Source organism: Solicola agrisoli, assembly GCF_049059935.1.
In the GTDB taxonomy this organism is placed as follows: domain Bacteria; phylum Actinomycetota; class Actinomycetes; order Propionibacteriales; family Nocardioidaceae; genus JAURVT01.
Window position 1 is genome coordinate 1 of record NZ_JBMGQR010000043.1, and the last position, 19,187, is coordinate 19,187.

Below are 19,187 nucleotides of genomic sequence, written 5' to 3' on the forward strand. Positions count from 1 at the left end.
CATGATCCAGCGCCGTCCCAAGCCCGACCCCGCCACCTACATCGGCAGCGGCAAGGTGCAGGAGCTCAAGACGGTCGTCCACGAGACCGGGGCCGACACCGTCATCTGCGACGGCGAGCTGGCCCCGTCGCAGCTGAGGAACCTCGAGGACAAGACGGGCGTCAAGGTCGTCGACCGCACGGCCCTGATCCTCGACATCTTCGCCCAGCACGCCAAGAGCCGCGAGGGCAAGGCGCAGGTCGAGCTCGCCCAGCTGCAGTACATGACCCAGCGCCTGCGCGGCTGGGGTGGCAACCTCTCGCGCCAGGCCGGTGGACGCGCCGCCGGCGGCGAGGGCATCGGTGGCCGTGGCCCCGGTGAGACCAAGATCGAGACCGACCGTCGGCGCATCAACGACCGCGTCGCCAAGCTGCGTCGCGAGCTCAAGCAGATGGGGCAGACGCGCGAGACCAAGAAGGCGCAGCGTCGACGTCACGAGGTGCCGGCCGTCGCGATCGCCGGCTACACCAACGCCGGCAAGTCCAGCCTGCTGAACCGGCTCACCGACGCCGGTGCGCTCGTCGAGGACGCCCTGTTCGCCACCCTGGACCCGACCGTGCGGCGCACCGAGACCCAGGACGGCCGCGTCTACACGCTCGCCGACACCGTCGGCTTCGTGCGGCACCTGCCCCACCAGCTGATCGAGGCGTTCCGCTCGACGCTGGAGGAGGTCGCCGAGTCCGACCTCGTGCTCCACGTGGTGGACGGGTCGCACCCCGACCCCGAGGGCCAGATCGCGGCGGTGCGCGAGGTGTTCCTCGACGTCGACGCGCACGAGGTGCCCGAGATCATCGTGGTCAACAAGGCCGACGCCGCCGACCCGCTCGTGCTGGCCCGGCTGCGCAGCCGCGAGCCGCACGTCGTCGTCTGCTCGGCGCGCACGGGTGAGGGCATCGACGACGTGATCGCGGCGCTCGAGGCCGAGCTGCCGTCGCCGCGGGTGTCGGTCGACGTGCTGCTGCCCTACGAGCGCGGCGACCTGCTCAACCAGATCCACTCGTTCGGCGACATCGACGTCGTCGACCACACCGCCGACGGCACGCACGTCGTCGCGCGGGTCAACGAGGACCTCGCCGGCTCGTTGGAGGGCTTCGGGACCACGGTCGCCGCACCGGGCTGACCACGTCGTCCCGCCCCTTCGGGTGGTCCCAGGGACGACAGGTGTGAGAGCCGACCGGGCTGGGTAACCTGACGCGGGTGACCCCGCTCGGAGACGTCGACACGCTGCTGGTGGCCAACCGCGGCGAGGTCGCCCTCCGGGTGGTCCGCGCCGCCGGCGACCGCGGTCTGCGCACCGTCGCGGTCCACTCGCGGGACGACGCAGGCAGCCCGCACGTGCGTCTCGCCGACCACCGGGTGGAGCTCCCGGGCGACGGCCCGTGGGCCTACCTCGACCAGGCGGCACTGCTGGCGGCCGCGGTCACGCACGGCGCGCACTACGTGCACCCCGGGTACGGGTTCCTCAGCGAGGACGCCGCGTTCGCGCGCGCCTGCGCCGACCGGGGCCTGGCGTTCGTCGGACCGTCGCCGACGGTGCTCGACCGCTTCGGCGACAAGGTCGCCGCCCGCGACGCCGCCCGCGCCGCGGGCCTGCGCACGCTGCCCGGCACCGGGGCGCCGACGAGCCCCGACCAGGTGCGGCGTTTCCTCGAGCGCCACCCGGACGGCGTGATGATCAAGGCCGTCCGCGGCGGCGGCGGGCGGGGGATGGCCGAGGTCCGCCATGCCGACGACGTCGACGCGGCCTTCGCCCGCTGCACCGCCGAGGCCGAGGCGCTCACCGGCTCGGGCCACCTGTACGCCGAGCGGCTCGTCGAGTGGGCCCGTCACGTCGAGGTGCAGGTGGTGGGGGCGCCGTCGGCCGACGACCCCGACGTCACCACGGTGCTGGCCCTCGGCGACCGCGACTGCAGCGTCCAGCGCGCCCACCAGAAGCTGGTCGAGATCGCGCCCGCCCCGCGGCTGCGCGACGGCGTCCGCCGCCGGCTCCACGTGGCCGCGGCCCGTCTGGCCGCGTCCGTGGGGCTGCGGGGGATCGCCACCGTCGAGATGCTGGTGTCGGGCGACGAGTTCGTGTTCTGCGAGGTCAACCCCCGTCTGCAGGTCGAGCACACCGTCACCGAGGCCGTCACCGGCGTCGACCTGGTGGCGACGCAGATCGAGATCGCCCGCGGTGCGGTGTTCCCCGAGCTGGGGCTGCCGGGCGGCGTGGTGGTCGTCGGCGCCGACGGCGAGCACGTCAGCGGCGTGCCGCTGCGGCCCGAGGGGATCGCCATCGAGGCGCGCGTCAATGCCGAGACGGTGCTGGCCGACGGCACCACGCGCCCGACGAGCGGCACCGTCACCGCGTTCGCCCCGCCCGCTGGCGCCGGGATCCGCGTCGACACCTACGCCGGCGTCGGCCTGGAGGTGAGCGGGCGGTATGACTCGCTGCTCGCCAAGGTGGTCACCGCCGTGCGTGGCGACTCCGTGGCCGGCACGGCCGAGCGCTGCGCGCAGGCGCTCGACGACTTCGCGCTCGAGGGTGTGCGCACCAACCGCGGCCTGCTCCAGGCGATCCTGCGCGACGAGGAGTTCGGGCGCGGCGCCGTGGGCACCGACTACCTCGAGCGGCGACTGCCCGACCTGCTGACCACCGCCGAGCGGCTGGACCCCGAGCCCGACGTCGTGCCCGACCAGGTGCTGGAGCCGGTGCAGCAGGCACAGCAGCCGCAGCGCTCCTCCCACCGGGCCGACACGATCGGCGGTGCGGGACAGGTGCTGCTCCCGCACGCCGTCGCGCACACCGGCCAGGTGCTCCACGCCGAGGTGCCGGGCACCGTCATCGAGCTCGCCCCGCCGGGCACCGTCGTGGGGGAGGGCGAGCCGGTCGCCCTCGTGGAGTCGATGAAGATGCACCACGTGCTCCAGGCGCCCGCCGACCTCGTCGTCGGCGAGCCGCTGGTCTCGCGCGGCGCCCCGGTGGCCGTCGGCGACGCCGTCCTCACCTACGACGTGAGGGCGACGGCCGACGACGACGAGGAGCCCGAGCCCGACGCCGAGGTCGACCTCGACCTCGTCCGCGACGACCTCGCGCGCGTCCTGCACCGCCACGAGATCGGCCTCGACGCCGCGCGCGGTCGTCACGTGGCGGCGGTCCACGAGCGCGGCCGGCGGACGGCGCGCGAGAACATCGCCGACCTGGTCGACAGCGGGAGCTTCGTCGAGCACGGGCCGCTGGCGGTCGCCGCCCAACGGGGACGCCGGTCCGAGGAGGACCTGGTCGAGAACACCCCCGCCGACGGCATGGTGTGCGGGTTGGCCACCGTCAACGCCGCGCACGTGGGCACCCAGGCGGCCCGCGTCGCGGTGCTCTCCTACGACTACACGGTGCTCGCCGGCACCCAGGGCGCCCGCAACCACGCCAAGACCGACCGGCTGCTCGAGCTGGCGGCCGAGCGGTCGCTGCCGGTCGTCCTGTTCCCCGAGGGTGGTGGCGGTCGTCCCGGTGACGTCGACGCGCAGGGGACGTCCGGCCTCGAGCTTGGCACCTTCGCCGCGCTCGGACGTCTCAGTGGCCGGGTCCCGCTGGTCGCCGTGGTCTCCGGCCGCTGCTTCGCGGGCAACGCCGCGCTCCTCGGCATGTGCGACGTCGTCATCGCCACGCCCGACGCGACCATCGGCATGGGCGGCCCGGCGATGGTCGAGGGCGGCGGCCTCGGCACGTACACGCCCGAGCAGATCGGCCCCGTCGACGTGCACCGCCGCACCGGCGTCATCCACGTGCTCGCCGCCGACGAGGCCGAGGCCGTGGCCACGGCTCGCGACGTGGTCGGCTGGTTCCAGGGCCCGCGGACGTCGCCCGCACCGCCCGACCGGCGCGTCGCCCGCCACGTCGTCCCCGCCGACCGTCTGCGGGCGTACGACGTGCGCGCCGCCGTCGACGCGCTCGCCGACCCCGGCTCGGTGATCGAGCTCGCCCCCGAGCACGGGCCCTCGATGGTCACCGCGCTGACGCGGGTGGACGGGCGTCCGCTGGGCGTCGTGGCCAACAGCTCGGACCACCTGTCGGGCGCCATCGACGTCGAGGCCGCCCAGAAGCTCGCCGGGTTCTGGCGCACCTGCGACGACCACGGGGTCCCCGTGCTGGCGCTGTGCGACACCCCCGGCTTCATGGTCGGGCCCGACGCCGAGCGCGACGGCGGCGTGCGTCACCTGAGCCGACTGTTCGTCGAGGGCGCCCGGCTGAGCGTCCCGTACGGGATGGTCGTGCTCCGCCGCGCCTACGGTCTCGGCGCGATGGCGATGGCGTCGGGCTCGTTCCGCGCGCCGTCGTTCGTGGTGGCCTGGCCCACCGGCGAGATCGGCGCCATGGGGCTCGAGGGCGCCGTGCGCCTGGGCTTCCGCCGCGAGCTCGACGCCGAGCCCGACCCCGTCGCCCGCGACGCGCTGTTCGCCAAGCTGGTGGCCGAGGCCTACGCCCAGGGCACCGCCCTGTCGGCTGCGTCCTCCTACGAGATCGACGACGTCATCGACCCCGCCGACACCCGTCGCTGGATCCGCACCCTCTTCTCCTGATCCCGCGATCCGCGACGTCCGACGCATCGGTCCGCGGGTTCTGACGCCTGTGGACGGGCGGTCCGACGGGCGACGCGCACCGGGTAGCCTCGCGTGGTGCCCGCGACCACCAAGCCCGACGTGAAGGACGTGCTCACCGCGGCGATCGACGCCGTCCACGGCCAGGAACGCCCCGGGCAGGTGCAGATGGCCGAGGCCGTCCGCGGCGCCCTAGCCGAGGGCGAGCACCTGCTGGTGCAGGCCGGCACCGGCACGGGCAAGTCCCTGGGCTACCTGGTGCCGAGCATCCTGCACCCCAAGCGCGTCGTGGTCGCCACGGCCACCCTCGCCCTGCAGCACCAGCTGCTCGAGCGCGACATCCCCGCGCTGCTGGCGGCGGCGAAGGCGACGCTGCCGCGGGTGCCCAAGGCCGCCGTGGTCAAGGGACGCGGCAACTACGCGTGCCTGCACCGCGTGCGCGAGGGGGCGCCCGACGACCAGGGCACGCTCGACGTCGAGGTGCCCACCGGCTCGATGGGCGCCGAGGTGCTGGCGCTACGCGGCTGGGCCGAGGAGGCTGCCGAGTCCGGTGACGTCGGCGACCGCGACTCCGCACCCACCCACACCGAGCGCGCCTGGCGCCAGATCAGCGTCCACGCGCGCGAGTGCCTCGGTGCCACCCGCTGCCCGTACGCCACCGAGTGCTTCGCCGAGCGTGCCCGCGAGCGGGCGCTGGAGGCCGACGTCGTGGTCACCAACCACGCGTTGCTGGCCATCGACGCGATCGACGGCGTGCCGATGCTGCCCGAGTACGACGCCGTCGTCATCGACGAGGCGCACGAGCTCGCGGCCCGCGTCACCCAGGCCGCGACGCGCGAGCTGTTCCCCGTCATGGTCGAGCGCGCCGCGCGACGGGCCCGTCCGCTGGTGCGTGGCAGCGAGGCCGACGACCTCGAGGACGCCTCCGACGCCCTGCGCGACGCGATCGCCGCGCTGCAGCCCGGACGGCTCGACGCCCTGCCCGACCAGCTCGCCGATGCCCTGCGCCTGGTGTCGTCCGCGGCGCGGGCGTGCTTCTCGGCGATGCCCAAGGAGCAGGGCAAGCCCGGAGGAGACGACGCCGACGACGCCGTCCGTCAGCAGGCCCGGGGCATGGTCGACGAGGTGCGCAAGGTCGCCGAGCAGATGTCGTCGGGCTCGGACGCCGACGTCGTCTGGGTGAACGGACGCGACGCCGCCGGCGGTGACGACCTGCGGGTGGCGCCCATCGACGTCGCCTGGTCGCTGCGCGACAACCTGTTCAAGGAGAAGACGGTGGTGCTCACCAGCGCCACGCTGCAGCTCGGTGGTGGCTTCGACTCCGTCGCGTCGGGCCTCGGGCTGTGGAAGGACGACGACGAGGTGCCGTGGCGCAGCCTCGACGTCGGCTCACCGTTCGACTACGGCCGCCAGGGCATCCTCTACGTCGCCAAGCACCTGCCGCCGCCCGGGCGCGAGGGTCCCGGCGAGGCGCAGATCGACGAGGTCGCGGCGCTCGTCGAGGCCGCCGGCGGTCGCACGCTGGCGCTGTTCAGCTCCCGGCGCGCGGCCGAAGCCGTCACCGAGGCGATCCGCGAGCGACTGCCCGACCTGCCGATCTTCTGCCAGGGCGAGGCCCAGCTGCCCACGCTCGCCCGCTGGTTCGTCGAGGACCCCCGGGCCTGCCTGTTCGGCACGCTGAGCCTGTGGCAGGGCGTCGACCTGCCCGGCGACACCTGCCAGCTGGTGATCATCGACCGGATCCCGTTCCCGCGGCCCGACGACCCGCTGATGAGCTCGCGCCAGAAGCTCGTCGAGAAGCGCGGCGGCAACGGGTTCATGCAGGTCGCCGCCACCCACGCGGCGCTGCTGCTCGCGCAGGGCACCGGCCGGCTGATCCGCCGCGACACCGACAAGGGCGTCGTGGCGATCCTGGACGCCCGCCTCGCCACCGCCCGCTACGGCTCGTTCCTGTCGTCGTCGCTGCCGCCGATGTGGCGCACCACCGACCGCGAGCGGGTGCTCGGCGCGCTCCGCCGCCTCGACGAGGCCGCGACCGCCCGTCAGTGAGCGACGAACCGGTGTCCCAGCCCGGGCTCGGTGAGGAAGTGCCGCGGGCGTGACGGGTCGTCCTCGAGCTTGCGTCGCAGGGTGCCCAGGTAGACGCGCAGGTAGTTGGTCTCGCGCTCGTACGACGGGCCCCACACGGTGCGGAGCAGGTCGGCCTGCTTGACCAGCCGGCCCTGGGCGCTGACGAGGGCGTCGACCAGCCGCCACTCGGTCGGCGTCAGGTGCACCTCGGTGCCGTCGCGGACCAGGCGGCGGTCGTCGAGGTCGATCGTCAGCGCGCCGGCCAGCACCGGTGGGCGGGCGGCGTCCACCGGGGCGGCGCGTCGGACGGCGGCCCGCACGCGGGCCAGCAGCTCGTCCATGCCGAACGGCTTGGTGACGTAGTCGTCGGCCCCGGCGTCGAGGGCCTCGACCTTGTCGTCGGACTCGTGCCGGGCCGACAGCACCACGATCGGCACCGAGCTGGACGAGCGCACCTGACGGATCACGTCGACGCCCCCGATGTCGGGCAGCCCGAGGTCGAGCAGGATCACGTCGGGCACCTCCTCGGCCACCACCTGGAGCGCGGACCGACCGTCGCCGGCGGTCTGCACCCGGTAGTCGCGAGCCCGCAGGTTGATCGCGAGGGTGCGCAGGATGCCGGGGTCGTCGTCGACGGCGAGCACGTAGGTCACGACGGGTCCTCCCAGACGGGCAGCTCGACCACCATCGTCAGGCCACCGCCCGGGGTGTCGTCGGCGGTGAGGGTGCCGCCCATCGCCTCGGTGAGCCCGCGCGCGACAGCCAGGCCCAGGCCCACGCCGTCCCCGGCCGGGACGTCACCGAGCCGCTGGAACGGCGCGAAGATCGTCTCGGCCTGGGCCGCGGGGACCCCCGGACCGTGGTCGACGACGCGCAGCGTCACCCGGTGGCGTCCGTCGTCGTCCCGGTAGTCCGAGGCGAGCAGCTCGATGGGCGGGCCGGGCGGGGTGTGGGTGAGCGCGTTCTCGCAGACGTTGGCGACGACCCGGTCGAGCAGGCCGGGGTCGGCCGCACCGGTGGGGGCGTCGGACTCGACGACCGAGAACCGGGTGGGGTCGGTGACGGTGGCGACCGTGCTGCGGGCCACCGCGAGCAGGTCGACCTCGGCGAGCTGGGGACGGACGACGCCGGTCTCGAGCCGGCTGAGGTCGAGCAGGTTGCCGACCAGGGAGTCGAGCCGGTCGGTGGACTCCTCGATCGTGCGCAGCAGCTCGGCCTCGTCGTCGGGCGACCACGCGATCTCGTCGCTGCGCAGCGACGACACCGCCGCCTTGGTGGCGGCGAGCGGGCTGCGCAGGTCGTGCGAGACGGCGGCGAGCAGGGCCGTCCGCACGCGGTTGCCCTCGGTCAGCTCGCGGGCGCGCAGGGTGTCGGCGATCGTCGCCCGTCGCTGCATGACCACGGCGGCGTGGGCCGCGTACGCCGTGACGAGCCGGCGGTCGGCCGCCTCCAGCGTGCGTCCCCGCAGCACCAGGGAGGTGGCGTCGTCGATAGGGACGTCGACGTCGGACTGGGCCACCGATCCGGGGGCGTCGCCGTGCGAGACCAGCACCGACGGGTCCGTCGCCGAGGTGGAGACGATCGCGGCGCCCTGCATCCCGAACACCTCGGTGGCCTGCGCCAGCAGCTCGGGCAGGTCGTCGCCGGCGTGCAGGAGGCTGTGGGCGAGCACCGCGAGCGCGTCGGCCTCGGCGCCGGCCCGCAGCGCCTGCGCCGAGCGCCGTGCCGCCAGGTCGACCACGGACGCGACCGCCGCGCCGACGACCAGGAACACCACGATCGCGGCCACGTTCTCCGGGTCGGAGATCGCCAGCGTCCCGACCGGGGGAGTGAAGGCGACGTTGAGCAGCACGCCGCTCAGCACGGCGCCGAGGAGCGCGGGCACCAGACCACCCACGAGGGCCGTGGCCACCACGAGCGCCATCATCGCGAGCGCCTCGGACGGCAGGCCGTGCAGGTCGGCGGTGACGCGCAGGAGGCCGGTGAGCGCGAACGGGCCGACGAGCCCGAGCGCGTACCCGGCGACGGTGCGACGGCGCCCGAGCGAGGCCCGCGACCGGCGGGGGTCGGCCCCGCGCCCGCGGGCGTAGTCGTGGGCCACCACGTGCACGTCGGCGTCGTCGGCCCGGGCGATGACGGTCTCGCCCACGCCGGGCCGCAGCAGCGCGGACACCCGTCCCCGTCGGGAGGCACCGATGAGGATCTGGGTGGCGTTCTCGGCCCGGGCGAACTGCAGGATGCCGGTGGGGACGTCGTCGCTGACGACCGTGTGGAACGTGCCGCCCATGTCGCCGATGATCCGGTGCTGGCGCGCCAGGACGTCCGGTGCTGCGCCCACCAGCCCGTCGCGGCGGGCGACGTACACCGCGAGCCACTCGCCACCCGCGGTGCGCGACGCGATGCGGGCCGCCCGCCGCAGGAGCGTCTCGGACTCCGGCCCGCCGGTGACGGCGACGACGACACGCTCGCGCGTGGCCCACGTCGAGTCGATCTCGTGGGACGAGCGGTAGGCCTCCAGACCCTCGTCGACCCGGTCGGCGAGCCAGAGCAGCGCCAGCTCGCGCAGGGCGGCGAGGTTGCCCTCCCGGAAGTACTTGGACAACGCGGCGTCGACGCGGTCGGCGGGGTACACGTTGCCGTGCGCCATCCGCCGGCGCAGGGACTGCGGGCTCATGTCGACCAGCTCGATCGCGTCCGCCGCGCGCACGAAGGCGTCGGGCACCGTCTCGCGCTGGCGCACGCCGGTGATGGCCTCGACCACGTCGTTGAGCGACTCCAGGTGCTGCACGTTGACCGTCGTCACCACGTCGATGCCGCCGGCCAGGATCGTCTCGACGTCCTGCCACCGCTTCTCGTGGCCCGACCCCGGGACGTTGGTGTGCGCGAGCTCGTCGACGAGCACCACGTCCGGCTCGCGGACGAGCACCGCGTCGAGGTCGAGCTCGGTGTGGCTCGTGCCGCGGTGGTCGACCAGCCGGCGGGGGACCACCTCGAGGTCGCCGAGCGCCTCGGCGGTGCGGGCACGGCCGTGCGTCTCGACGATCCCGACGACGACGTCGGTGCCCCGCTCGGCGCGTCGGTGCGCCTCGGCCAGCATCGCGTAGGTCTTGCCGACGCCGGGCGCGGCACCGAGGTAGACCCGCAGCCGCCCCCGGCCCTGCCTCCTGGTCATGGGGCCAGTCTCCACCCCGCACCAGCACCGGTGTGCGACCGGCTCGGGTGACACGTCGAACGACCACGCCGGGCAGCACGGCGGCCCGGCCAGACTCATCACCACGGGGCGAGAGCCGCCGGACACAGGACGGGCCGGGACCGCAGCAGCGGTCCCGGCCCGTCGGGGGTGGCACAGGTCAGAGGCTGCGCAGCGCCTCGAGCAGCTGGGCCTTGGTGAGGCGGCTGCGGTTGGGGACGCCGCGCTCGCCCGCGAGCACGACGAGCTGCGCGCGCGTCAGCCCGACGTGGGGGTCGTCGGCCGGCGTCTCGGTGTCGGCGCTCGCCGAGCCGAGCGGGTCACCGGCGACCTTGGCGGACGCGTCGCTGAGCTGCGCGTCCTGGGCGACGTTCTGCAGCGGCGTGGCCTCGGGGGCGACGCTCTCGATGGATTCACCGGCGTCGACGGGCTCCAGGCCGGACGACTCCGACTCCTGCGGCGCGGCCTTCTTCGAGACCTTCTTGGACGCCTTCTTCGCCGACTTCGCGCGACCGGCCGCCTTGGCGGCGGCCTTCTCCGCGCGTGCCGCAGCCTCCTCGGCGGCCTGGACCGCCTTCGTCAGCTTCTTGCGCTCGGACTTGACCGCCTTCTTGACCGCGACCTTGACCTGCTTGTCCTCGGACTTCTTGCTCTTCTTCGCCATGCGACGATCCTGCCGTCTGACGCGGGCGCGCGCCACAGCGGCCGGTGTCAGACGCGGCGCAGGACCGCGGTGACCTTGCCCAGGATCGTGGCGTGCGTGCCGTCGATGGGGTCGTAGTCGTCGTTGTGGGGGAGTAGCCAGACCTGGCCGTCCTTGCGCTGGAATGTCTTGACGGTGGCCTCGCCGTCGAGCATCGCCGCGACGATCTCGCCGTTCTCGGCGTTGGGCTGCTGCCGCACGACCACGTAGTCACCGGGGCAGATGGCGGCGTCGAGCATCGACTCGCCCTGCACCTCGAGCAGGAACAGGGTGCCGTCGCCCACCAGAGACTTGGGCAGCGGGAAAACGTCCTCGACGCGCTCCTCGGCCAGGATCGGACCACCGGCGGCGATCCGTCCCACCATGGGGACGTACGCGGGCACCGGGCGCTGATTGCCGAGGTCGGTCTCGTCGTACTCGGCCTCCGACGCGCTGCCGACCGCGCGGCGGCTCAGACCGTCGGGGAGGAAGACCTCGAGGGCACGCGGGCGGTTGGGGTCGCGTCGGACGAAGCCCATCTTCTCCAGGCTGCGGAGCTGGTGGGCGACCGAGGAGGTGCTGGTGAGCCCGACCGCGGCCCCGATCTCGCGCATGCTGGGCGGGTAGCCGCGGGTCTCGATGGCCTCGCGGAGGAACTCCAGCACGCGGCGCTGGCGGGGGCTGAGGCCGCTCGCGTCGGGCGGGCCGTCAGGAAGCTCGGTGACGTCGGCGTCGGTGGACGCGAGGTCGTCGGTGGTGGGGCCCGGGGGAGTCGGCTTGCTCATGTCGAGCACAGTAGACCCGAGCGACGACGCGTTCAAACATGTGTTCGACTGGCGTGTCGCGGCCCGTCCGGGCCAGTGGGCGCGCTCAGGCGGCCTGGTGCACGACCTCGTCGATGGAGGTGAGGCGGGCGACGCTGAGCGCGCGGTCGAGCTCGGGGTAGCGGGCCAGGCAGGCCACCTTGCGGCGGTCGACCTCGAACATCATCGCCACCTGGTCGGTGTCGGTGGGACGACCGTCGGCGTCGTGCCAGGTGGCCTCGCACAGGGCGACGACCGTGCTGCCCGGGCCGCTGAACCAGCGCAGCGGGATCGCGGTCATGCGGGCGCGCTCGGCCCACTGCTGGACCAGCGGGCGACCGAAGCCGCTGCTGCGGGGGCCGACGATCTCGATGTCCGCGCTGGACAAGGACGCGAGCGTCTGGACGTCGCCGTCGTTGAGGGCGTCGAGCCAGCGTTCGACCACGGCGATCTTGTCGGTCATGGGCTCAACATAGGCATTCCGACGCCTGACGTCAGTGGTGCAGTTCACCTTCTGGCAATCTTCGCGTCTCATCTCCTGCACCTGGGCGAGAACCACCCGAATCGGACGATCCGACCGGGTGCGAGAACCGGCTCGACGACCGCGTCCCGACACGCCGATCGAACACATGTGCGAGGGTGCACGATTCTGTCGGCGGGTGCCCCTATCGTCGTACACGTGTTCGATCGAACAGAGGTTCTATCGAACATCTGTCGAACACCGCTCGAGCAGACCGAGCGAGCACCGTACGAGCCGACTTCCCCCGGAGGCACCAGATGAGCACCCTCACCGCCCAGCGCACCACCATCCCCGCCCGTCCCGTCGCACGTCGGGCGCCGCTGCGGCTGACCCGTCGCGGCCGGGTGGTCGTGGTGCTGGCCGCCCTGGTGCTGGTGGCGCTGGCCTCGGTGTTCCTGGGCTCGCGCGTCGTCGCCACCGACGAGGCGTCGGCCCCCGCGGTCGCGCAGACCGTCACCATCCAGCCGGGTCAGACCCTGTGGGACATCGCCCGCGACGCCTCGCCCGACGCCGACCCGCGCGCCGTCGTCGACGACATCGTCGAGCTCAACGCCCTCACCGGCGGCGGCGACGTGCAGCCCGGCCAGCGCGTGGCGGTCCCGGCGTACTGACGGTCCTCGTCGGTCGATGCCCTAGGTTCGGTGCCCATGAGCCGCACCATCGACGTGCTGCACGGCGTGAACCTCGACCAGCTCGGTCGTCGTGACCCCCGGCACTACGGGACCCAGACCCTGGCCGACCTCGAGGAGGCCGTCGCCGGCTTCGGCCGCGACCTCGGCCTCGAGACCCGCTTCTTCCAGACCAACCACGAGGGCGCGTTCGTCGAGCACCTGCACGCGCTGCGGGGGGCCAGCGACGGCATCGTGCTCAACCCGGGGGCCTGGACCCACTACGCATGGGCCATCCACGACGCGCTCGAGATCACCGGGGTGCCGGCGGTCGAGGTGCACCTGTCCGACGTCACGCAGCGCGACGCGTGGCGCCAGGTGTCCGTGGTGCGCGACGTGTGCGTCGCGACCGTCTCGGGCAAGGGTGTGGAGGGCTACCGCGACGCCCTGGCCCTGCTGGCCGAGCGCCGCTGACGACGAAGCCCCGGACGCAGAGCACGGCCGCCGCCACCCGGGGGTGACGACGGCCGTGCTGCGGGGCCGGAACCAGGAACGGCGCCGGATCAGGGGCTGTCAGCTCTCGCTGGCAGCGCTCGACGCCGAGGCGGCGGCGTCGGTCTCGCTGGTCGCCGTCCCGGTGGACAGGCTCCCGTCGGTGCCCTCGAGGTGGGCGCGGACGAACCACTGGAACAGCTCCATGCCGCGGATGTGGGCGATGAGCATGTCCTCGGTGATCGCGTCGATGTCGGAGATCTGCTCCTGGGCGCGACGGTGGTCGGCGAGGACCCCGTCGTAGACCATGTCGAGCGCGCCGAGGTGCTCGTTGGTGGTGGCGCGGTTGAGCGTGTAGTCGTCCCAGGTGCGGCTCTTGACGATCTCGCCGGGTGTGCCGAGCGGCGACGCACCCAGCGTCGCGATGCGCTCGGCGGTCTCGTCGATCGCGGCACGGACCTCGTCGACCTGCGGGTCGATCATCTCGTGGACCGCGATGAAGTGCGGTCCGACGACGTTCCAGTGCACGTGCTTGAGCGTCAGGGCCAGGTCGTTGAGGGCGTTCAGTCGGTCCTGCAGGATGCTGGCGACCTTCTGGCCGTCCTCCACGGCGAGACCGGGAACGGTGTAGGTGCCCGCGTTCGGGCGCTTGCTGGTGTTGGTAGCCATGTCTCGACCGTACGACCCGCTTCGGGCGGTCGCACGTCGTGAGGGTGGCCTAGCCTGCGTGCCCCGGCTCACACGCTGGAGGGCTCGTCAGGAGTCGAGCTCGTCCAGGGAGCTCTGGACCTCGGTGGCGATCCACTCGACGGCCTCGAGGCTGCCCGGCAGCACGCCGAACAGCGGGAAGAACCCGTGCATCTGGCCGGCGATCGTGCGCTGCTCGACGGCGACGCCGGCGCGGCGCAGGCCGTCGGCGTAGGCGTCCCCCTCGTTGCGGAGGACGTCGTGCTCGGCGAGCAGGACGATGGCCGGCGGCAGGTTGCGTCGGTCAGGGGCCTGCAGGGGCGAGGCGTCGGGGTGGTCGCGCTTGTCGGCGTCGGGCAGGTAGTGGTCCCAGTACCAGGCCATGGTCTCGCGGCGCAGCATCAGCTGGTTGGACTGCTCGAGGTAGCTGCGGGTGTCGAGGTCGAAGTTCGTCACCGGGTAGACCAGCACCTGGAACGCGACCTGGACCTCGCCGGTGTCGCGGGCCCGCATCGCCATGACGGCGGCGAGGTTGCCGCCGGCGCTGTCGCCGGCGACGACCAGCGGGACCCTGGAACCGGCGATGTCGACGAGGTGCTCGGAGACCCAGCGCAGCGCCTGCCAGCTGTCGTCGACCGCGGCCGGGAAGGGGAACTCGGGCGCCTTGCGGTACTCGACCACGACGACGGCGCAGCCGCTGCGGCGAGCGAGCTCGCGCGCGACGGTGTCGTACCGCTCGAGCGTGCCGGTGACCCAGCCGCCGCCCTGGAAGAACGCGATGACCGCGGCGACGTCGCCCTCGGGCACGAACGTGCGGGTGCGGAAGGTGTGGCCGCCCTGGGCGACGAGCTCGCCGTCCTCGACCCGGGCGAGCTCGGGGCCGGCCGCGATCAGCGCCGTGGTGTCGGCCTCGTTGGCCCGGGCCTGCTCGGGCGTCAGCTCGTGGGTGGGCACCGGCTGCTTCTCGATCATCGTGTCGAGGTACTGCTGGGTGGCGTCGTCGAGGGCCATCGGGGTCCTTTCACGGGCGTGGGGCCCGACCAACCTAGGCCATCGGCCCGGAGGTCAGGTGCGGCGGATGCGGATCGGTCCGCGGGCGGTCGACGGGTCGACGACCTGGCCGCGCTGGGTGATCTGGACGTCGCCACGGTCGACGAGCCGACGAGCCGCGGCGCGTGCCGGCTCCATCAGGTCGCGCCAGTCGTCCCCGCCAACGGCGCGGGCGGCCTCGCTGGGGCAGATGGTCGCGTCCCGCGCACGTGCGTCCAGGAGCGTGAGGATGGTGCGCTCGAGCTCCTCGTCCTTGCTCGAGACACCCCGTCTGCGGCAGCCGTCGGAGCAGTAGCGGACCTGGTCCCAGTCGCGCTCCCACTTCTTGCGCCACTCGATGGTGCGGCCGCACGACGCGCACGTCTTGGACGGGTGCGTGGACGCGCCGCCGGTGCGGCCGCGGCGACCGCGCGAGCCCGTCAGCTGCCGGGCCACTCGCCGGTCCAGCGCTCGAACAGCCGGGCACCGCCGCGGTCGATCGAGGCCTTGACCACGGAGTAGATGGCGCCCTGGATGAGTGCGGCGACCATCAGCTCCTTGATCGGGTACTCCGACTCCAGGGGCTTGGGCGGGTCGGTCTTGTCGCCGGGCGAGGCGCGCTTCCAGACCTGCTTGAAGATCGCGCTCGCCAGGAGACCGCCCAGGATCGACGACACGAGACCGAACGGGCGGTACAGGATCTTGGCGGACGTGCTGGCCTTCTTCTCCGCGGGTGCGCTCATCCTCCGACGCTATCGGCTGGCACGCCCGTCCGCAGCGGCGAAGGACGCGGGCGACGTCAGCTGGTGAGGACGGGGGCGGCCTCGCGGACGGCGAGGGTGGCGGACTGCCCGGTGGCGGTGAGCGGTTGGTCGATCGTCTCCCACTCGCCTCCGTCGACGCGGAATTGCACCTGGTAGGTCACGTCGACGCGGGGGCTGACGGCCTCGGTGGTGCGGGTGTAGCGGTGGGTGACGTCCTTGTTGGGGTAGGGCCCGCCGGGGTCGCTGGTGCGGGTGGTGGTGCCGTCGCCGGCGTGCCAGGTGTAGGTGGTGGCCTCGGCGACGATGTCGACGTCGTAGCCCAGCAGGTCGACGTTGCGCTCGAAGGTCGGTTCCTGCGCGTAGAAGATCGTGTCGAAGTTGACCAGGGTCTGGCCGGCGGGCTGGATCTGGATGTCGAGCGTCGGCAGCCCGATCCGTCGGACCTCGGTGAGGACGATGCCGGGCGTGACCTGCGGCCGGACCTCGGGCGGGAGGTCGGCCGGGCTCGTGGGGACGGGCGGTGGGACGGCACCGCAGGAGGTTCCGAGCATCTCCCATGGTCCTCCGACCGGGCGCCCGAACAGCAACCACTGCGTCTGCCCGGGCTCGGGACAGACTTGTGCAGCTGCGCAAGCGACGTCAGTCCCGCGGCTCGCGCAGGCCGTCCGCCATTCGTACTGCCACGGAGGACCGGTATCAGTCTTGGTAGACGGAATCTGAGCGTCAGGCTCGGTCGGTCCCTGCTGCTTGCCGCCTGAGGACGTCCCTTCTCGAGACTTCGTCCCTTCGAGGTTGAAACCTCCCTGGCCGGGCGCATCGGGATTCACGCCATCGGCGCCCGCTGCTGGTGCGACCGCGAGCACAAGAATTGCAGCCACGAGAACGAACGTGCACCACTTCGGCAGCCGGCTCATACGGTCTCGCCTTGAAACACGACCACTCGCCACGCATCTCCGACGCGCTCCACCTGGAAACGAAGTGAGTAAGTAGCGTCGCTGCCCAATTGCGGACTGGCCCCGGCGCTCGGCACCGAAGTAACAGCGCCAGCCTTGACTTCGGTCACGACCGTGACCCGGTCGCCTTCTACTCGACCAATGGGCGAGACCGGCTGCCAGCCGGGACTGTTGAGGTTGCCACCGGCTGCGTAGATCTTCTCGTAGCCATCGGCATAAGTCTCACAGCCGGTGCAGTTTCGCGATGTCGACCTGAGGGGCGCTACATCTCCGGTGTTCGCGGCGTAGTTGAGGAGCTTGATGTAGTACTGCACGAACGCGACCGCCCCGTCGGCCGTATCCGCCTTGGCGGCGTCGGGGAGGGGAGGGGGCGTAGGGCCGGTGGGGGTGGGGGAGGCCGAGGTGGTGGGGGCGGAGGTGTCGCCGTCGACGGGGCCGACCGGGTCGTCGGTGCAGCCGGCGAGCAGGACGCACGCCAGCGCGGCGGTGGTCACGAAGGCGTTGATTCGCATCCGTCTGCTCCCGAGTCCTCGGCTGGTCCGGTCACGCTAGCGCCGGCGACGCTCGTGGGGCAGCCCTGTTCCGCGATCTGTGGACAGCCAGATTCCCCGGAACGACGGGGCGCAAACCTGCGACGGGTTTGGTTTCGTCCGCATCGGGTAGGTCACCCCTCATGCGTACGATCCGCCCGTCCTTCCTCGTGACGATCGCCGCCGTCGCGGTCGCCACCGTCGCCACCTCCGTCCCCGCCTCGGCCGGCACGGCCCACCACACCGCCCGCTGCTTCGACGAGAGCGCCTCGCTCACCGTCGAGCAGGGCCGCCTCACCCGCCCGGCGCCGCAGGAGATCCTGCGCCGCAGCACCGCCGACGCCCGCGTGGAGAAGTTCCGCGACGACCTGTGCCGTGCGCGCGACGCCCGCGCCGCCGAGCGCGTCGTCGTCCGGCACGGCCACTCCCTGTGGGAGTGGGCCACCGCCCGCGCCCAGGGCCGCACCGCGGTCGCCGGCGACCTGCCCGGCGGCGACGACCGTCCGCTCTACTGGGCGCGCGTGTCGATGACCGCCGCCCTCGCGCAGTGGACGCCCGCCCGTGGCGTCGACGCCCGGCAGCGCGCGCGCCTGCAGGACCGCCTCGAGACCACCTCCCGAGGCCAGGACACCGTCCGCGTCCCGCGCGGCAAGGACGCCAAGCGGGTCATCGTCACCGGCTTCGACCCGTTCACGCTGGACGTGGACGCACGCATCGGCAACCCGTCCGGAGCCAACGCGCTGGCGCTCGACGGACGCCGGATCAAGACCGACGACGGCTGGGTGCGCGTCGAGACCGCGATGTTCCCGGTGCGCTGGGACGACTTCGCGGCCGGCGAGGTCGAGCGCACCCTCGCGCCGTTCGTCCGTCGCGGCAAGGCCGGGCTGGACGTCCTCGCGACCGTGAGCCAGGGCAGCCCCGGCGAGTTCGACCTGGAGGTCTGGAACGGCGCCAACCGCGGAGGGTTCGGCGACAACGAGAACCTCGAGCGCACCGGCATCGTCCCCATCCCCGCGGGCGTGCCCACCGTGAGGCCCCAGCCGCAGTTCACCCGCACCAACCTGCCCGTCGACGCCATGGCCGCGCGCAGCACCGGCGCCTACCCGGTGGTGGTCAACCACGAGATCGTGGAGCGCGACCCCGCCACGGGCACCGAGCGCACCACCACCGAGGGACCCACGCCCGGCTTCGAGGCCGTCTCGGGCGGTGGTGGCGACTACCTCTCCAACGAGATCGCCTACCGCGCCACGCTGCTCCGCGACGCCAAGCGGGCCGGCAACGTCGGCGGGCACATCCACACGCCGGTGCTCGGACTGCCTGGTGCGGGTGTGGTCACCGACGCCGACTACGAGGCGCGGCGCGCCGCGATCGTGGAGCAGACGACGGCCCTGGTGCGCGCGGCCGTCGACCTGTCCTGAGCGGTCAGCGACGCCACGGCGCTGCCGGCGGCTGGGCCCGCTGCACCTCGACCGCCCGGACCTGCTCCGACCCTGGGTTGGACCGGACGCCGTCGAGGAAGCGCCTGACCTCCTGGCTCAGCTGACGGTCGGCGAGGCGGACCGTGACGACGACCGGGCCCGGTGGGGGACCGCCCGGCTGGTCGGACCGCTCGAGGTCGATCGCCCGGAGCATCGAGCGCCACTGGGTGTCGAGCTCGGTCCAGACGGCACGGGGGTCGACCAGGTCCGGGCGCACGGTCAGCACGGCGCGGACGGCGCCGACCGACCCGTCCCAGCCGATCGACGGCCCCGCCTGGGGACGTGCGGCGCGCGGTGACGCGCCGGCCGGACGTCCCCACGCCTGTCGGACGGCGGGGACGCGGACGCGCGCCGCCGGAGCCTCGCGCCGACCGAAGAGCCACGCCCACAGGCTGGCGCCGTCGGGGTCCTCGAAGCCCGGCGGGCGGCGGTCGTCCATCGTCGGATCGTACGGCCGGGACGGGTCGCCCCGGGCGGTTCCCAGGCGGAATCGGGCCCTCCCCGACGGTGTTCTTCTACAGGTGTCGATGTGGGCGACGACACGTGCCGAGGGGGCGGTCGGTCGCGTCCCGGAACGGCGGGACGGCGCCCGCTCCGGACGGGCCTCGATCGACCGATGACACGCCGTGCCGTGGGGCCGAAAGGGGCTCTGACCTGGGGTGATGAGGTCCTGAACAAATTTGTCGGTGCGAGTCGCCATTCTGCTTGCAACCGTCGGTGCCGCGGGAGTAGCGTCACCCCTACATCTAGTACTTACACGGATGTAG

The 19,187-nt window shown here is 73.2% G+C and carries 18 protein-coding genes; 6 read left to right on the forward strand and 12 right to left on the reverse strand.

Annotated features, from left to right (window positions below):
* The 3 genes from hflX to ACI6PP_RS14835 all read left to right on the forward strand — a co-directional run.
* The coding region (gene hflX, locus ACI6PP_RS14825; protein WP_421112376.1) for a GTPase HflX at window positions 1–1,159 on the forward strand (1,159 nt) is incomplete at its 5' end.
* A 77-nt stretch (window positions 1,160–1,236) separates the two neighbouring features.
* The gene (locus ACI6PP_RS14830) at window positions 1,237–4,596 is read left to right on the forward strand and encodes an acetyl-CoA carboxylase family protein (RefSeq protein WP_421112377.1); all 3,360 of its coding nucleotides are present in this window, start codon (window positions 1,237–1,239) and stop codon (window positions 4,594–4,596) included.
* Window positions 4,597–4,692: 96 nt separating this feature from the next.
* Window positions 4,693–6,663 (forward strand): ATP-dependent DNA helicase, encoded by a 1,971-nt coding sequence (locus ACI6PP_RS14835; protein ID WP_421112378.1) that lies wholly within the window; start codon window positions 4,693–4,695, stop codon window positions 6,661–6,663.
* Here ACI6PP_RS14835 and ACI6PP_RS14840 read toward each other — a convergent pair.
* The 5 genes from ACI6PP_RS14840 to ACI6PP_RS14860 all read right to left on the reverse strand — a co-directional run bounded on the left by ACI6PP_RS14840 (window position 6,657) and on the right by ACI6PP_RS14860 (window position 11,822).
* Window positions 6,657–7,337, reverse strand: coding sequence for a response regulator (locus tag ACI6PP_RS14840; protein WP_421112379.1), 681 nt, complete (start codon window positions 7,335–7,337; stop codon window positions 6,657–6,659). The genes ACI6PP_RS14835 and ACI6PP_RS14840 overlap by 7 nt on opposite strands.
* On the reverse strand, window positions 7,334–9,856 hold the full coding sequence (locus tag ACI6PP_RS14845; RefSeq protein ID WP_421112380.1) for an ATP-binding protein: 2,523 nt from the start codon (window positions 9,854–9,856) through the stop codon (window positions 7,334–7,336). Before ACI6PP_RS14845 ends, ACI6PP_RS14840 begins: the two co-directional genes overlap by 4 nt.
* Window positions 9,857–10,034: 178 nt before the next feature.
* Window positions 10,035–10,538 (reverse strand): hypothetical protein, encoded by a 504-nt coding sequence (locus ACI6PP_RS14850; RefSeq protein ID WP_421112381.1) that lies wholly within the window; start codon window positions 10,536–10,538, stop codon window positions 10,035–10,037.
* Window positions 10,539–10,585: 47 nt separating this feature from the next.
* A complete protein-coding gene (gene lexA / locus ACI6PP_RS14855; protein ID WP_421112382.1) occupies window positions 10,586–11,341 on the reverse strand; it encodes a transcriptional repressor LexA in 756 nt (251 codons plus the stop codon).
* Between the two features lie 85 nt (window positions 11,342–11,426).
* Entirely contained in the window at window positions 11,427–11,822 is a 396-nt protein-coding gene (locus tag ACI6PP_RS14860) for a nuclear transport factor 2-like protein (RefSeq protein WP_421112383.1), read from the reverse strand.
* Window positions 11,823–12,136: 314 nt separating this feature from the next.
* Here ACI6PP_RS14860 and ACI6PP_RS14865 point away from each other — a divergent pair, with 314 nt between their 5' ends.
* Together ACI6PP_RS14865 and ACI6PP_RS14870 are read left to right on the forward strand one after the other, a co-directional pair.
* Window positions 12,137–12,490: a LysM peptidoglycan-binding domain-containing protein gene (locus ACI6PP_RS14865; RefSeq protein ID WP_421112384.1), complete on the forward strand. Its 354-nt coding sequence runs from the start codon at window positions 12,137–12,139 to the stop codon at window positions 12,488–12,490.
* 36 nt (window positions 12,491–12,526) lie between these two features.
* Complete coding sequence (locus ACI6PP_RS14870) at window positions 12,527–12,961, forward strand: type II 3-dehydroquinate dehydratase (protein WP_421112385.1); 435 nt, start codon at window positions 12,527–12,529, stop codon at window positions 12,959–12,961.
* Window positions 12,962–13,060: 99 nt separating this feature from the next.
* On the opposite strand, the gene ACI6PP_RS14875 is transcribed toward ACI6PP_RS14870, so the two are convergent.
* The 6 genes from ACI6PP_RS14875 to ACI6PP_RS14900 form a co-directional block, all read right to left on the reverse strand.
* Window positions 13,061–13,648 (reverse strand): Dps family protein, encoded by a 588-nt coding sequence (locus tag ACI6PP_RS14875; protein ID WP_421112386.1) that lies wholly within the window; start codon window positions 13,646–13,648, stop codon window positions 13,061–13,063.
* Window positions 13,649–13,735: 87 nt separating this feature from the next.
* The gene (locus ACI6PP_RS14880; protein ID WP_421112387.1) at window positions 13,736–14,677 is read right to left on the reverse strand and encodes an alpha/beta hydrolase; all 942 of its coding nucleotides are present in this window, start codon (window positions 14,675–14,677) and stop codon (window positions 13,736–13,738) included.
* A gap of 54 nt (window positions 14,678–14,731) precedes the next feature.
* Window positions 14,732–15,151 carry a DUF3253 domain-containing protein gene (locus ACI6PP_RS14885; protein WP_421112388.1) on the reverse strand — a complete coding sequence of 140 codons (420 nt, stop codon included), beginning with the start codon at window positions 15,149–15,151 and terminating at the stop codon, window positions 14,732–14,734.
* Window positions 15,136–15,438, reverse strand: coding sequence for a DUF4235 domain-containing protein (locus tag ACI6PP_RS14890; protein WP_421112389.1), 303 nt, complete (start codon window positions 15,436–15,438; stop codon window positions 15,136–15,138). The genes ACI6PP_RS14885 and ACI6PP_RS14890 overlap by 16 nt, the downstream gene beginning before the upstream one ends.
* Before the next feature lie 56 nt (window positions 15,439–15,494).
* Window positions 15,495–16,010: a hypothetical protein gene (locus tag ACI6PP_RS14895; RefSeq protein WP_421112390.1), complete on the reverse strand. Its 516-nt coding sequence runs from the start codon at window positions 16,008–16,010 to the stop codon at window positions 15,495–15,497.
* Between the two features lie 359 nt (window positions 16,011–16,369).
* Window positions 16,370–16,924: a DUF6318 family protein gene (locus tag ACI6PP_RS14900; RefSeq protein ID WP_421112391.1), complete on the reverse strand. Its 555-nt coding sequence runs from the start codon at window positions 16,922–16,924 to the stop codon at window positions 16,370–16,372.
* A gap of 161 nt (window positions 16,925–17,085) precedes the next feature.
* Here ACI6PP_RS14900 and ACI6PP_RS14905 point away from each other — a divergent pair, with 161 nt between their 5' ends.
* A complete protein-coding gene (locus tag ACI6PP_RS14905) occupies window positions 17,086–18,360 on the forward strand; it encodes a hypothetical protein (protein WP_421112392.1) in 1,275 nt (424 codons plus the stop codon).
* A gap of 4 nt (window positions 18,361–18,364) precedes the next feature.
* On the opposite strand, the gene ACI6PP_RS14910 is transcribed toward ACI6PP_RS14905, so the two are convergent.
* Window positions 18,365–18,859, reverse strand: a complete 495-nt coding sequence (locus ACI6PP_RS14910) for a hypothetical protein (protein WP_421112393.1) — start codon at window positions 18,857–18,859, stop codon at window positions 18,365–18,367.
* Between the last annotated feature and the right edge of the window lie 328 nt (window positions 18,860–19,187).

Excerpts from the sequence above, each read along its gene's own strand:
- ACI6PP_RS14845 (WP_421112380.1), bottom strand. The coding sequence starts at position 9,856 with ATGACCAGGAGGCAGGGCCGGGGGCGGCTGCGGGTCTACCTCGGTGCC.
- ACI6PP_RS14850 (WP_421112381.1), bottom strand. The coding sequence starts at position 10,538 with ATGGCGAAGAAGAGCAAGAAGTCCGAGGACAAGCAGGTCAAGGTCGCG.
- lexA (WP_421112382.1), bottom strand. The coding sequence starts at position 11,341 with ATGAGCAAGCCGACTCCCCCGGGCCCCACCACCGACGACCTCGCGTCC.
- ACI6PP_RS14860 (WP_421112383.1), bottom strand. The coding sequence starts at position 11,822 with ATGACCGACAAGATCGCCGTGGTCGAACGCTGGCTCGACGCCCTCAAC.
- ACI6PP_RS14865 (WP_421112384.1), top strand. The coding sequence starts at position 12,137 with ATGAGCACCCTCACCGCCCAGCGCACCACCATCCCCGCCCGTCCCGTC.
- ACI6PP_RS14870 (WP_421112385.1), top strand. The coding sequence starts at position 12,527 with ATGAGCCGCACCATCGACGTGCTGCACGGCGTGAACCTCGACCAGCTC.
- ACI6PP_RS14875 (WP_421112386.1), bottom strand. The coding sequence starts at position 13,648 with ATGGCTACCAACACCAGCAAGCGCCCGAACGCGGGCACCTACACCGTT.
- ACI6PP_RS14880 (WP_421112387.1), bottom strand. The coding sequence starts at position 14,677 with ATGGCCCTCGACGACGCCACCCAGCAGTACCTCGACACGATGATCGAG.
- ACI6PP_RS14890 (WP_421112389.1), bottom strand. The coding sequence starts at position 15,438 with ATGAGCGCACCCGCGGAGAAGAAGGCCAGCACGTCCGCCAAGATCCTG.
- ACI6PP_RS14895 (WP_421112390.1), bottom strand. The coding sequence starts at position 16,010 with ATGCTCGGAACCTCCTGCGGTGCCGTCCCACCGCCCGTCCCCACGAGC.
- ACI6PP_RS14900 (WP_421112391.1), bottom strand. The coding sequence starts at position 16,924 with ATGCGAATCAACGCCTTCGTGACCACCGCCGCGCTGGCGTGCGTCCTG.
- ACI6PP_RS14905 (WP_421112392.1), top strand. The coding sequence starts at position 17,086 with ATGCGTACGATCCGCCCGTCCTTCCTCGTGACGATCGCCGCCGTCGCG.
- ACI6PP_RS14910 (WP_421112393.1), bottom strand. The coding sequence starts at position 18,859 with ATGGACGACCGCCGCCCGCCGGGCTTCGAGGACCCCGACGGCGCCAGC.